The following is a 12,396-nucleotide window of genomic DNA, read 5'->3' on the forward strand; positions in this document are numbered from 1 at the left end:
GGCCCCTGCCCGTCGTTTGACGGCCCTGGTCAAACGGGACGACATCCCCCGCACCGGCCCCGGCACCATAGGGGTGTGAGCGTGACCATCGACATCACCGGGCTGCCGCACGAGCGGATCGTCTTCTGCCCCTCGCCCCTGGCCGAGCTGGCCAATTCCCTGCACGCCCTGTCCGAGCCGGCCCATCACCCGGGCCAGCACGCCTGGACGACGACGACCGCCGCCGCGCTGGAGCCCGGGCTCGCCGACCGGCTGCACGAGGCCGACTTCATGTGGCGGTCCACCCGCTCCGACTTCCTCATCCCGGCCCAGCCCCGCGAGACGCTCGGCGAGGAGCTGGACGACATCGACCGGCTCGACGACGAGAAGTTCGTCGGCTCCGCCCTCGAGATCTCCTGCAGCAGCGCCCATTACGGCCGCGGTCTGCCGTCCCCGCTGGTCGACGAACACTCCCGGCGCCGCGCGCTCGACCTGGCGGCGGCGCGCGGCCCGCGCCAGGCCGCGTTCGTCGCCCGCGTCCTCGCCGACCCGGCCGGCATGCGGGCCTGGATACGCCGGCTCCTGGAGGACTGCGACGAGGCGTTCTTCGGCGACACCTGGCGCCGGGTCCGGTTCCAGCTCTCCGCCGACGCCCGCCACAAGTCGGAGCTGCTGCGCCGCAAGGGCCTGGCCGAGGCCCTCGCCGCCGCCTCTCCCGCGCTCGCGCTGGAGGAGGACGACCGCGGCAGCCGGATCGTCGTCGACAAGCTGGTGCAGGGCCGCACCTCGGCCCGGGACACCGCCGTGACGCTGATCCCGACCGTGTTCGGCTGGCCGCATCTGACCGCGGTCTACGGGCCCGGCTGGCAGCCGGTCATCCACTACCCGGCGGCCGCCCACGAGGTCGGCGGCACCCCGCCCGTCGACCTGGTGCGGGCCCGGGTGGAGGCGCTGGCCCACCCCATGCGGATGAATCTGTGCCGGAGCCTGGCGCGCGGCCCGTACTCGACGAGCGAGCTGGCCGACGCGCACGCGATCACCGCCCCCGAGGTGTCCCGCCACCTCGCCGTCCTGAAGAAGGCGGGGCTGCTCACCACCCAGCGCCGGGGCCGGTACGTGCTGCACCAGCTGGACTTCCCCGTCGTCGCCCGGCTCGGCAGCGACTTCCTGGAGTCCGTGCTCCGCTGACGCGGGCCGGGACGGACCAGCCCGGCCCGGACGGGTCTGGGCTGGGTTGGGCTGGGGCTCAGAGGCCGCCGGCCCGGACCAGGCCCGTCTCGTACGCGAGGACGACAACCTGCACCCGGTCGCGCAGGCCCAGCTTGGTCAGGATCCGGCCGACGTGCGTCTTCACGGTCGCCTCGGACAGGACGAGACGGGCGGCGATCTCGCCGTTCGACAGGCCCTGGGCGACCAGCAGCATGACCTCGCGCTCGCGTTCCGTCAGCCGGTGCAGCGCGCTGTCGGCGGCCCTGGCCTCCTGCCCGGTGGACGGCAGCATCGCCGAGAACCGGTTCAGCAGGCGGCGGGTGGTGGACGGGGCGACCACGGCGTCGCCGCTGTGCACGGAACGGATCGCGGCGAGCAGCTCGCCCGGCGGCACGTCCTTCAGCATGAAGCCGCTCGCCCCCGCCTTGAGCCCGGAGAACGCGTACTCGTCCAGGTCGAACGTGGTCAGGATCAGCACCTTCGGCGCGTCGGGCTCGGCGCAGATCCGCCGGGTCGTCTCGACGCCGTCCAGCTTCGGCATGCGGACGTCCATCAGCACCACGTCGACCTCGGCCGTCCGCAGTACCTCCAGCGCCTCCACCCCGTTGCCCGCCTCGGCCACGACCTCCATGTCCGGCTGGGCGGCGAGCACCATGCGGAAACCGGTGCGCAGCAGCACCTGGTCGTCGACGAGCATCACGCGGATGGACATCAGGGCAGATCCTTAAGGGTCGGGGTCGGGGTCGGAGGCGGGGTCGAGAGCCAGGGCCGGGGCCGGGGTCGGGGCCGGGGCCGGAGATTCGGAAACCCGGGGGGTCAGTGGGCGGGTTTCAAGGGAAGCAGGGCGCTGATACGGAAGCCTCCACCGGACCTCGGGCCGGCGTCGAGAGTCCCGCCGACCATGCCGACGCGTTCGCGCATGCCGATGAGGCCGTGACCGCGCCCGTCCGCGCCGCCGTCCTCGTACATCTCCTGCGGCGCCCCGCGCCCGTCGTCCTCGACGAGCAGCCCGAGCCCGTCGTCGAAGTAGAGGAGCCGGACGCTGGCGCCGACGTCGGGGCCGCCGTGCTTGCGGGTGTTGGTGAGGGCTTCCTGGACGATCCGGTACGCGGTGAGCTCGACGCCGCTGGGCAGCGGGCGCGGGGTGCCCTCGACCTTGAAGTCGACGACGAGGCCGGTGCCCCGCACCTGCTCGACGAGGTCCTCGATCTGCCGGACGTCGGGCTGGGGCACGTACTCCCCCGCCTCCTGGTGTTCGCCGGTGCGCAGGATGCCCAGCAGCCGGCGCATCTCGGCGAGGGCCTGGCGGCCTGTCCCGGCGATGGTCTCCAGGGCCTGCTTGGCGGTCTCGGGCGAGGTGTCCATGACGTAGGCGGCGCCGTCGGCCTGGACGACCATCACGGAGACGTTGTGGGCGACGACGTCGTGCAGTTCGCGGGCGATCCGGGCGCGTTCGGCGGCGACGGCGACCTTGGCCTGGGCTTCGCGTTCCCTCTCCAGGCGCGCGGCGCGTTCCTCCAGCTGCGCGAAGTAGGCGCGGCGGGTGCGCAGGGAGTCGCCGAGGACCCAGGCGAGCGCGAAGGGCACCGTCATGATGACCGCGAAGAAGATCTGCGGGCCGCGGGAGTGCGGCATGTCCGGTGGCCAGGCCAGCTGGGAGAGGGGCGAGGCGGTGAGTCCGCCGACGAGCGCGAGCCGGGAGGCCCAGCGGGGGCCCTCGTGCGCGGCGACCGTGTAGATGATCACGAGCATCGCGAAGTCGGCGACGAACGGAGTGACCCCGAAGACCAGCTGGAAGATGCCGACGGCGATCACGAGGAGCAGCATCTTCGCGGGCGCGCGGCGGCGCAGCGCGACCGCGAGGCTGAGCAGCCCGGAGGAGACGGCGTACGCGGGGAGCGAACCGGTCAGCGGGGGCGCGCCCACCCACGAGAGCCCGAAAAGGACGACGGCCCAGAAGACGTCGACGCCCGTCGGGTGTCCGCGGAGGAAATCGTAGATGCGCTGCACGTGACAAAGCGTAGGGAAGACGGGCAGGTGCGGGAGTCAACCGTGGGTTCGATCCTTACCCGACCGTGCCTACTCCCCAAGGTGGAGGCAGAGGGGAAACTGGTTGCCGTGAGGGACGAGACGAGCCGGTGGCAGGGGTGGCGGGGCTGGCGCGCGGCGATGGAGGAGGCGCTGTACGGGCCGGGCGGCTTCTTCCTGCGCCCGGAGGGTCCGGCCGGGCACTTCCGTACGTCGGTGCACGCGTCGCCGCTGTTCGCGGGCGCGGTGGCGCGGCTGCTCGTCCGTACGGCGCGGGAGCTGGGCGAGTACGGGCGCGGGCACGGGGACGGGGACGGGGACGGGGACGGGAACGGGAACGGGGGCGAGGTCGCGTTCGTGGACGTGGGCGCCGGGCGGGGCGAGCTGCTCGCCGGGGTGCTGGCGGCGGCGCCGGAGGGGCTGCGGGTACGGGCGTACGGGGTGGAGCGCGCGGCCCGGCCGGCGGGGCTGGATCCGCGGATCGTCTGGACGGACCGGGTGCCCGAGGGACTGCGGGGGCTGCTGTTCGCCAACGAGTGGCTGGACAACGTGCCGGTGGAGATCGCCGAGGTCGACGAGGCGGGGGCGGTGCGGTACGTGGAGGTCGACGCGGCCGGCCGGGAGCGTCTGGGCACGGTCGTGGCCGGGGCGGACGCGGCGTGGCTGGAACGGTGGTGGCCGCTCGGGGAGCCGGGTGAGCGGGCGGAGATCGGGCGGCCGAGGGACGAGGCGTGGGCGGCGGCGGTCGGGGCGCTGTCGGCGGGTACCGCGGTCGCGGTGGACTATGCCCATCTGCGGGCGGCGCGTCCGCCGTTCGGCACGCTGGCCGCGTTCCGCGAGGGCCGGGAGGTCGCCCCGGTGCCGGACGGCAGCCGCGATCTGACCGCGCATGTGGCGCTGGACGCGTGCGCGGCGGCGGTCGGCGGGGAGGGAGCAGTCGAGGAGGGGGCGAATCCGGGCACAGGCACAGGCACGGATCCGGGCACAGGCACGGGCGCAGGGTCACGGACGCGGATCGTCACGCAGCGCGAGGCGCTGCGCGACCTCGGAGTGTCCGGGGGGCGTCCGCCGCTCGCCCTGGCCTCGACCGATCCGGCCGGTTACGTACGCGCGCTCGCGGCGGCCGGCGAGGCGGCGGAGCTGACCGCTCCGGGCGGTCTGGGCGATTTCCTCTGGCTGGTCCAGCACGTCGGCGCCCCCGCGAGATACTGAGCGGCATGACGCAGAGGGCGCAGCGGGAGACGACGGTCGGCATCGGCGGCGCGGCGGAGAGCACCGACATGGTGCTGAACATCGGGCCGCAGCATCCCTCCACGCACGGCGTGCTGCGGCTGCGCCTGGTGCTCGACGGCGAGCTGGTGCGGGAGGCCGAGCCGGTCGTCGGCTATATGCACCGCGGGGCGGAGAAGCTGTTCGAGGCGCGGGACTACCGGCAGATCATCATGCTGGCGAACCGGCACGACTGGCTGTCGGCGTTCTCCAACGAGCTCGGGGTCGTGATGGCCGTCGAGCGGATGCTCGGCATGGAGGTGCCGGAGCGGGCCGTGTGGACGCGGACGCTGCTCGCGGAGCTGAACCGGGTGCTGAACCATCTGATGTTCCTCGGCTCCTATCCGCTGGAGCTGGGCGGCATCACGCCGGTCTTCCACGCGTTCCGGGAGCGCGAGGAGCTCCAGGCGGTGATGGAGGAGGTCTCCGGCGGCCGGATGCACTACATGTTCAACCGGGTCGGCGGCCTCAAGGAGGACCTGCCGGCCGGCTGGCTCGGCCGGGCGCGGCAGGCGGTCGCGGATGTGCGGTCGCGGATGGACGTGTACGACCGGCTGGTGCTCGGCAACGAGATCTTCCGGGGGCGGACCCGCGGGGTCGGGGTGCTGCGGCCGGAGACGGTGCACGCGTACGGGGTGTCGGGGCCGATCGCGCGCGCGTCGGGGGTCGACTTCGATCTGCGCCGGGACGAGCCGTATCTGGCGTACGGGGAGCTCGGCGACGTGCTGCGGGTGGTGACCCGGACGGAGGGCGACTGCCTGGCCCGGTTCGAGTGTCTGCTCGACCAGACGCACAACGCGCTGGAGCTGGCCGACGCGTGTCTGGACCGGCTCGCGGAGCTGCCGCCGGGGCCGGTGAACCAGCGGCTGCCGAAGGTCCTGAAGGCGCCGGAGGGCCACACGTACGCCTGGACGGAGAATCCGCTCGGCATCAACGGCTACTACCTGGTGTCCAAGGGCGAGAAGACGCCGTACCGGCTCAAGCTGCGCTCGGCGTCGTACAACAACATCCAGGCGCTGACGGAGCTGCTGCCGGGCACGCTGGTCTCGGACATGGTGGCGATCCTGGGGTCGCTGTTCTTCGTGGTCGGCGACATTGATAAGTAGGGCCAAGTAAGGCCAAGTAGGGCTAAGTAGAGCCAAGTAGGCCCAAGTAGCGCTGAATAGGGCCACCCAGCCCGAGCGGCATATGCCAAAACGGCGGGAGCCGGTGGACCGTGGTCCACCGGCTCCCGCCGCGCGTGTACGTCGTGGAGTGGCTCTTACGAGTTGACCGCCCCGCGCAGCTCGGTGAGGTCCAGCTGCTCGGTCTCGTCGTGCGCCGTCAGGTCGATGACCTGACCCATGACCTGGCCGATGGCGCGCGGCTCGGCCGCGGGTGACGGGGTGTCGGCGTCGGCCAGGACCTCTTCGCCGACGACGTCGGCGAGGTCGGTGTCCTGGACGGCCTCGATCGCGGCGGCCTGCTTCTTGGCGCCGGGCGCGGCGTGGGTGCCGAAGTAGTCGAACCCGCCGGACGGACGGGGCACGGGGCGGCGCGCGGCGTACGGGACGATCGCGGCCGCGACGGGCACGGTACGCAGGGCGACGGGCCTGGTGTGCGGCTCCACCGGGGCCTCGGCGCCGGCCGCCTCGGGGGCCTTGGGCTCGGGCTCCGTCTTGGTCTCGACCTCGACCTCGGCCTTGTCCTCGGCCTTGTCCTCGGTGTCGTGCTCGACCTCGGCCTTGCCCTCGATGCCGACCTCGGACTCGGCCGCGTGCTCGCCCTCTGCCTCGGCCGCGTGCTCGATCTCAGGCTCGGCCTCAGGCTCGACTCCGGACTCGTCCTCGGACTCGTCCTGAGCCTCGGACCGCGGCGCGTGGCCGCCCTCGGCGCGGGCTTCCAGGGCGAGCAGGGCCTCGGCCGCCCGGCGGAACGCCTCCGGGGTGAGCGGGGAGACGGCCCCGGACTCGTCCACAGCCTCCGCCACGACCTCGGCCTCAGACTCAGGCGCGGCCTCAGGCGCGGCCTCAGGCGTGGAGTCGGCCGGGGGCAGCGCGGCCGGGGTCGCCTTGGCGGCGGCGGTGCCGCTCTCCAGGGCGAGCACACGGCGGCCTTCCAGGGCGCTGGCGCGCTCGGTCTCCGCCGTGGCGTAACGGCGCAGCAGATCGGCGTGCTCGCTGCGCAGACCGGCCAGTTCGACGCGCTTGGCGCGCAGCTTGGCGTCGAGGCGGGCGCGCAGTTCGCGCGCCTCCTCCAGGTCGGACTCCAGCTCGGCGATCCGCTCCTCGGTCTTCCACTGGTCGGCGGCGCGGGCGCGGGTGAGTTCGGCGACCTGACGGCCGGCGCTGTGGTCGCGGCGGCGCATGAGGACGACGCCGGTGACGGCGGCGGCCGCCGCCGCGGCGACGAGCAGTCTGAGCACCACGGGTTCACCGAACAGCCAGGCGCCTGCGGCACAGACGACAGCAGCCCCGGCGACCGAGGCTGGTGGCAGGAGCTTGTGCAGGGGTGGGGAATGGCGGTGACGTCCACGTGGCATGGCCTGAAATTTACCGTGCGTAGGCGGCGTATGGGGGACGACCCCGGCAATCTCTTGGCGCGTTCTCGCCGTGGCGGGTCCGGCCCGTCCCCGTTCCCGGACCGGACCTGCCGATTCCCCTTGCCCTGGGGCTACTTCTTGAGCAGCCCCTTCGTCTCCAGATATGCCTTGGCGACGTCCGCGGGCTTCGCCCGCTCGGCGTCCACCTTGCGGTTGAGTTCGGCGAGATCCGCCGTTGTCAGGGCGGCGGTGACCTTGTCGAGAGCGGCGGCTATCTCCGGTGCGCCGGCGTCCTTGGCATGGACGACGGGCACGACGTTGTCCGCGTTCTGGAGCTTCTTGTCGTCCTTGAGCAGGACCAGTCCGAAGGAGTCGATGGTGGCGTCGGTGGTCGTGGTCAGAACCAGCTGGTCCACGCCGTCCTTGACGGCCTGTTTGGACTGCGGGGTGCCGACCCCCTTGGGGTCGATGCCGGTCACGTCGATGCCGTAGGTCTTCTTCAGGCCGGGCACGCAGAAGGGCCGTTCCGCGCATTCGTCGCCGGCCGCGAGCTTCACCTTCAGCCCTGTCCTGCCGAGATCGGAAAGCGTCTCCAGCTTGTGTTCGCGGGCGAATTCCGCGCTCACGGCGAAGGCGTTCTGGTCGACGGCCTCGCCGACGGCGAGCACCTTCAGTCCGCGGGGTTCGGCGAGCTTCTTCAGTGCCTCGGTGGTGGCGACCGGGTCGCCGGAGGCGACGGGCTTCTCCTCGGGTGCCTTCGGCCCGTTCGTCTTCGCGTTGAGGAATTCCGCGAGCGTCGCGGCATATTCCGGTACGACGTCGATCTCGCCCTTCTCCAGGGACGGTTCGTACAGTTCGCGATTCTGCACCGTGGTGATGCTCGTGCCGTATCCGGCGGCGCGCAGCGACTGCGCGTACAGCTCGGCGATCACCTTCGACTCCGTGAAGGAGGCCGCGCCGATGACGAGCGTGCCCTTGCCGCCCGTACCGCCGCCCCCGGCCCCGCCGTTCTTCGACTTCTCCAGGCTGTCGCCGCCGCACGCGGCCAGCGAGAGCGTCAGTGCCGCCACGCCCAGTGCCGCGCCCACGATGCGCGAGGTCCTGCCCACCAGATCACCCATTCCCGTTGTCCTTCTTGCGAACGTCCGTGTCCCGGACCGCGCCCCGCCGCCCCACGGTCAGCCGCCCCGCAGTCCGCCGCCCCTCGGTCCCGGCCAGGCCCTCGATCCCGGCCAGGCCCTCGATCCCGTCCGGGCCCTCCGCACCCGCCCCACTCCCACTCCCGCTCACGCCCCGGTCCCCGGAACCCGTCCCGCGTCCGGGCCGGCCGCCGAGCGCCCGCCCGCCGAGCGCCCGCCCGCCGAGCCGGTCGGCGGCCACCAGCACCCCCTCGACCAGCAGCGCGAGCGCGGCCACCAGGACGGCTCCGGCGACGACCTGCGCGGTGTCGTACCGGCTGAACCCGGCCGTGATGATCCGGCCGAGGCCGCCGAGGCCGACCATCGCCGCGAGGGTCGCGGTGGCCACGACCTGGACCGCCGCCGAGCGCAGACCGGTCATCAGCATCGGACGCGCGAGGGGCAGTTCCACCGCGCGGAAGAGCTGTCCGCCGGACATGCCCATGCCCCGGGCGGCCTCGACGACCGCGCGGTCCACCTCCCGTACGCCCACGTACGCGTGGGTGAGCAGCGGGGGTATCGCGAACAGGACGAGCGCGACGATCGTCGGCAGATAGCCGGTGTTGCGCAGTGGCGAGACCATGAACAGGGCGAGGACCGCGAAGACGGGGACGGCGCGCCCGGCGTTGGAGATGTTGACGGCGAGGGCGCCGCCCCGGCCGAGGTGGCCGAGCCACAGTCCCAGCGGAAGAGCGATGGCCGACGCGAGGAGCAGCGCGGCGCCGCTCACGTACAGGTGCTCGGCGAGCCGGTGGCCGATCCCCTCCTCGCCGGTCCAGTGCGCTCCGGTGGCCAGCCAGGTCCACGCGCCCGTGAGTACGCCCATGTCAGCCGCCCTCCCCGGGCCGGGCCCGGCCGCCGCCGCCCGCCCGCTGCCGGGTCCAGGGGGTGAGCAGCCGCTGGAGCCCGAGCAGCAGCAGATCGGCGGCGACCGCGAGGAGGACGCACAGGACGGCGGCGGTGAGCACCTGGGCCTTGAAGAAGGTGGGCATCGCGTCCTCGATCAGATTGCCGAGCCCGCCTCGGCCGACGAGGGAGCCGACCGTGGTGAGCGCGATCGTGGAGACGGTCGCCATACGGATTCCGGCCATCAGGGCGGGCAGCGCGAGCGGCAGTTCGACCTCCCACAGCAGCCGGCCGGGCCCGTACCCCATGCCGCGCGCCGCCTCGCGGGTCTCCGCGGGCACGGCGTCGAGACCGGCCAGGATGCCGCGGACCAGGATCGTCAGCGCGTACAGCACCAGGCCGGTGACGACCAGCGCCGACGACAGCCCGAACAGCGGCAGGAGCAGCGAGAACATCGCGAGCGACGGGATCGTGTAGAGGAGGGTGGTGAGGGCGAGGACGGGGCCGGCGAAGCGCGGCCGGGCCCGCACGAGCAGGGCGAGGGGGAACGCGACGACGATCCCGAGCAGCACGGACACGACCGTGATACCGATGTGTTGAAGAGTGGCGTCGGTCAACTCCTGGGCGCGGGTGCGCAGATACTCCCCGCAGATCCAGTCGTTGGTCACCAGGCAGTTCGCCTCGGCCATGCGCCGCTTCACCCCCGTTCACGCGCGCTCGCGGACAACCGTCGCACCGATCGCCGCTTCTGGCGACCCTATTCCCCACCACTGACAAGGCCCCTACGCCTTGGAAATACTTTCTTCACACCACGAGGGCACGAGTTCAGAATGGGGACCCATGATCCGGTTCGAGCACGTGACCAAGCGATACGCAGACCGCGCGGGCGGCGGCACGGACGGCGCGGACGGACCCCCGGCCGTCGACGACCTCACCTTCGACGTCGCCGAGGGAGAACTGGTCACCCTGGTCGGCCCGTCCGGCTGCGGCAAGACGACCACGATGAAGATGGTCAACCGGCTGGTCGAGCCCACCTCCGGCCGGATCCTGCTCGGCGGCGAGGACGTCGCCGCCGTCGACCCGGTCCGGCTGCGCCGCACCATCGGGTACGTCATCCAGCAGGTCGGCCTCTTCCCGCACCGCACCGTCCTCGACAACACCGCCACCGTGCCCGCCCTGCTCGGCTGGAAGAAGGCGCGGGCCCGCGAGCGCGCCGCCGAACTCCTCGACCTGGTCGGTCTCGACCCCGGCCGGTACGGCCACCGCTACCCCGAGCAGCTCTCCGGCGGCCAGCGGCAGCGGGTCGGCGTGGCCCGCGCCCTCGCCGCCGACCCGCCCGTCCTCCTCATGGACGAGCCGTTCGGCGCCGTCGACCCGGTGGTGCGCGAGCGCCTCCAGACCGAGTTCCTGCACCTCCAGGCCACCGTCCGCAAGACGGTCCTGCTCGTCACCCACGATCTGGCGGAGGCGGTGCGGCTCGGCGACCGGATCGCCGTCTACGGGCAGGGCCGCATCGAACAGTTCGACACGCCGGCCACGGTGCTCGCGGCGCCCGCGAACCCGTACGTCGCCGATTTCGTCGGCGCGGACCGCGCGCTGCGGCGGCTCGCCGTCACCCCGCTGACCGAGGCCGATCTCGACCCGGTCGCCGGACCGGCACCCGTAGGGGACCCGGCTCCGGCCCCCGGGCCCGTACCCGCCCCCGTACCCGCACCCGCATTTCTCCCCCAGCAGAAGGGCTCCGGTCCCCTACGGGAGAACCCCGCCCCCGGCGCCCCGCGCCTCCCGCTCGGGGTCTCCCTCAAGGACGCCCTCGCCGCCCTCCTCCAGGACGACGCCGGGCTGATCGCCGTCCACGCCCCGGGCGATCCCGCCCGGGTCCTCGGCACCCTCACCACCACCGGCGTCCACCGGGCCCTGCGCCGGCGGACAGCCGGGGAGAGCGGCACCGAACCCGTCGGCCCGCGCTGAGCCGAATGGGTCCGGGGCTGCTCCGAACGGGGCCGCTCCGGCCGCTCCGCCCCCTCACGCCGGACCGGCCGGTGCGACACGCACCGGCCGGCCGACCCGCCCCGTTCCCTCGGTCCGTCCCGTTCCCTCGGTCCGTCCCGTTGTTCACTCAGTCCACTCAGTCCACTCGGTCCACCCGGTCCACTCAGTCCGCGCTGAGCTGCCGGCTCATCCACACCAGACCCGGCGGGATCTCCCGGTTCCAGGTGTTGAAGTTGTGGCCGCCGCTGGGCAGCACGATCGAGGCGACCCGGGCCGGCGGCTTCACCTTCCGGATGAAGGCCATCGTGCCCTTGAGGTTGTCCTCCCCGTGCCGCGAGGTCGTGACCAGGAACGACACCTTCCGCTGCGGCTCGTGGTCCAGGCTCCACAGCAGGTCCGCCCGCTTGCGCGCGGCCTCGTCGCCGTGGAACAGATCACCGGTCGTCACATCGTCCGCCGCCTTGTAGTACGCGGAGAAACCGGCCGCGGCCGAGAACCGGTCCGGGTGGTGCAGCGCGATCTTCAGCGCGCAGTAGCCACCGGTCGAGTTCCCCATGAAGCCCCAGTTCCGCGCCTGCGTCCCGACCCGGTACGCCGCCGAGACCGCCGTCGGCAGATCCTCGGCGAAGAAGGTCTCGGTCCGCGGGCCGCCCGGCACGTCCACGCACTCGGTGTCCCTGGGCGGCGCCACCGTCGGACGCAGCATCACCAGCACCATCGGCCGCATCCGGCCGCTCTTGACCTGCTCGTACGCCGTCTTCGGATAGCGCAGCCCCTTGATCAGGTTCTCCGCCGTCCCCGGATAGCCGGTCAGCACCACGGCGGCGGGGAACGTCGTCCTCGCGTAGCGCGGCTGGAAGTACTCGGGCGGCAGATACACGTACGCCGGAGAGGTGATCCCCGACTCCCGACCCGTTATCACCACCTTCTGTATCTGCCCGCCGAGCGCCGGGCTCCCGGCCCCCGGCACGTCCAGCGGCTGCCGGCCGACGACCTTCACCTCCCTGGTGCCGTCCGCATGGGTGACGACCTCCCCCATGCCCTGCTCCTGGCCGAACAGGTCCGCCCAGGAGCCGTAGAAGAGAAAGGAGTTGTTGGCCGCGAAACCCAGCGAGGCGAAGAGGGCCAGCTGGGTGGCGAGCAGCAGCCCGATCCGGCCCAGGACCGTGCGCCAGCCGCCGCGCGCGAGGCGCGGCCACAGCCACACGGTGACAACGAACAGCGCGATCGCCGCGGTGACCGCCAGCGCGAGAACGTATTTGCTGGTGAGACCCATGTGTCGCCCGAGCTTTCTACCCTGATCTTCCCCGGAAATTTCCCTGACGGCGGAGTGAACCCGCCCCACCGCTGGACCGTCCTAGAAGGCGCAAACCT

The 12,396-nt window shown here is 72.7% G+C and carries 10 protein-coding genes and 1 pseudogene; 4 read left to right on the forward strand and 7 right to left on the reverse strand.

Annotated features, from left to right (window positions below; genetic code table 11):
* Nucleotides 1-75 precede the first annotated feature (75 nt).
* Entirely contained in the window at nucleotides 76-1,167 is a 1,092-nt protein-coding gene (locus tag ABZ990_RS21485) for a DUF5937 family protein (protein WP_361233726.1), read from the forward strand.
* A 58-nt stretch (nucleotides 1,168-1,225) separates the two neighbouring features.
* Here the strand turns inward: ABZ990_RS21485 and ABZ990_RS21490 are convergent, their stop codons facing one another.
* Both ABZ990_RS21490 and ABZ990_RS21495 read right to left on the reverse strand, forming a co-directional pair.
* Nucleotides 1,226-1,900, reverse strand: coding sequence for a response regulator transcription factor (locus tag ABZ990_RS21490; RefSeq protein ID WP_361233729.1), 675 nt, complete (start codon nucleotides 1,898-1,900; stop codon nucleotides 1,226-1,228).
* Between the two features lie 104 nt (nucleotides 1,901-2,004).
* The gene (locus tag ABZ990_RS21495) at nucleotides 2,005-3,198 is read right to left on the reverse strand and encodes a sensor histidine kinase (protein ID WP_361233732.1); all 1,194 of its coding nucleotides are present in this window, start codon (nucleotides 3,196-3,198) and stop codon (nucleotides 2,005-2,007) included.
* A gap of 159 nt (nucleotides 3,199-3,357) precedes the next feature.
* Here ABZ990_RS21495 and ABZ990_RS21500 point away from each other — a divergent pair, with 159 nt between their 5' ends.
* Together ABZ990_RS21500 and ABZ990_RS21505 are read left to right on the forward strand one after the other, a co-directional pair.
* Nucleotides 3,358-4,428: an SAM-dependent methyltransferase gene (locus ABZ990_RS21500; RefSeq protein ID WP_361233820.1), complete on the forward strand. Its 1,071-nt coding sequence runs from the start codon at nucleotides 3,358-3,360 to the stop codon at nucleotides 4,426-4,428.
* A gap of 5 nt (nucleotides 4,429-4,433) precedes the next feature.
* The gene (locus tag ABZ990_RS21505; RefSeq protein ID WP_361233735.1) at nucleotides 4,434-5,591 is read left to right on the forward strand and encodes an NADH-quinone oxidoreductase subunit D; all 1,158 of its coding nucleotides are present in this window, start codon (nucleotides 4,434-4,436) and stop codon (nucleotides 5,589-5,591) included.
* Nucleotides 5,592-5,746: 155 nt separating this feature from the next.
* Here the strand turns inward: ABZ990_RS21505 and ABZ990_RS21510 are convergent, their stop codons facing one another.
* From ABZ990_RS21510 to ABZ990_RS21525, 4 genes and pseudogenes are all read right to left on the reverse strand, one after another.
* Nucleotides 5,747-7,006: a hypothetical protein gene (locus ABZ990_RS21510; protein WP_361233738.1), complete on the reverse strand. Its 1,260-nt coding sequence runs from the start codon at nucleotides 7,004-7,006 to the stop codon at nucleotides 5,747-5,749.
* A 131-nt stretch (nucleotides 7,007-7,137) separates the two neighbouring features.
* The gene (locus ABZ990_RS21515) at nucleotides 7,138-8,127 is read right to left on the reverse strand and encodes an ABC transporter substrate-binding protein (RefSeq protein WP_361233741.1); all 990 of its coding nucleotides are present in this window, start codon (nucleotides 8,125-8,127) and stop codon (nucleotides 7,138-7,140) included.
* Nucleotides 8,128-8,368: 241 nt separating this feature from the next.
* A pseudogene (locus ABZ990_RS21520) lies at nucleotides 8,369-9,010 on the reverse strand (ABC transporter permease); the annotation flags it as partial.
* Nucleotide 9,011: 1 nt separating this feature from the next.
* Nucleotides 9,012-9,719 carry an ABC transporter permease gene (locus ABZ990_RS21525; protein ID WP_361233744.1) on the reverse strand — a complete coding sequence of 236 codons (708 nt, stop codon included), beginning with the start codon at nucleotides 9,717-9,719 and terminating at the stop codon, nucleotides 9,012-9,014.
* Nucleotides 9,720-9,870: 151 nt separating this feature from the next.
* Here ABZ990_RS21525 and ABZ990_RS21530 point away from each other — a divergent pair, with 151 nt between their 5' ends.
* On the forward strand, nucleotides 9,871-11,001 hold the full coding sequence (locus tag ABZ990_RS21530; RefSeq protein WP_361233747.1) for an ATP-binding cassette domain-containing protein: 1,131 nt from the start codon (nucleotides 9,871-9,873) through the stop codon (nucleotides 10,999-11,001).
* A gap of 184 nt (nucleotides 11,002-11,185) precedes the next feature.
* Here ABZ990_RS21530 and ABZ990_RS21535 read toward each other — a convergent pair whose 3' ends face one another.
* The gene (locus ABZ990_RS21535; RefSeq protein WP_361233750.1) at nucleotides 11,186-12,298 is read right to left on the reverse strand and encodes an alpha/beta hydrolase-fold protein; all 1,113 of its coding nucleotides are present in this window, start codon (nucleotides 12,296-12,298) and stop codon (nucleotides 11,186-11,188) included.
* Nucleotides 12,299-12,396: the final 98 nt, after the last annotated feature.

The sequence above is a fragment of the Streptomyces sp. NPDC046203 genome, assembly GCF_040646255.1.
Taxonomy (GTDB): Bacteria; Actinomycetota; Actinomycetes; order Streptomycetales; family Streptomycetaceae; genus Streptomyces.

Excerpts from the sequence above, each read along its gene's own strand:
- ABZ990_RS21515 (WP_361233741.1), bottom strand. The coding sequence starts at position 8,127 with ATGGGTGATCTGGTGGGCAGGACCTCGCGCATCGTGGGCGCGGCACTG.
- ABZ990_RS21510 (WP_361233738.1), bottom strand. The coding sequence starts at position 7,006 with ATGCCACGTGGACGTCACCGCCATTCCCCACCCCTGCACAAGCTCCTG.
- ABZ990_RS21535 (WP_361233750.1), bottom strand. The coding sequence starts at position 12,298 with ATGGGTCTCACCAGCAAATACGTTCTCGCGCTGGCGGTCACCGCGGCG.
- ABZ990_RS21500 (WP_361233820.1), top strand. The coding sequence starts at position 3,358 with ATGGAGGAGGCGCTGTACGGGCCGGGCGGCTTCTTCCTGCGCCCGGAG.
- ABZ990_RS21530 (WP_361233747.1), top strand. The coding sequence starts at position 9,871 with ATGATCCGGTTCGAGCACGTGACCAAGCGATACGCAGACCGCGCGGGC.
- ABZ990_RS21490 (WP_361233729.1), bottom strand. The coding sequence starts at position 1,900 with ATGTCCATCCGCGTGATGCTCGTCGACGACCAGGTGCTGCTGCGCACC.
- ABZ990_RS21525 (WP_361233744.1), bottom strand. The coding sequence starts at position 9,719 with ATGGCCGAGGCGAACTGCCTGGTGACCAACGACTGGATCTGCGGGGAG.
- ABZ990_RS21505 (WP_361233735.1), top strand. The coding sequence starts at position 4,434 with ATGACGCAGAGGGCGCAGCGGGAGACGACGGTCGGCATCGGCGGCGCG.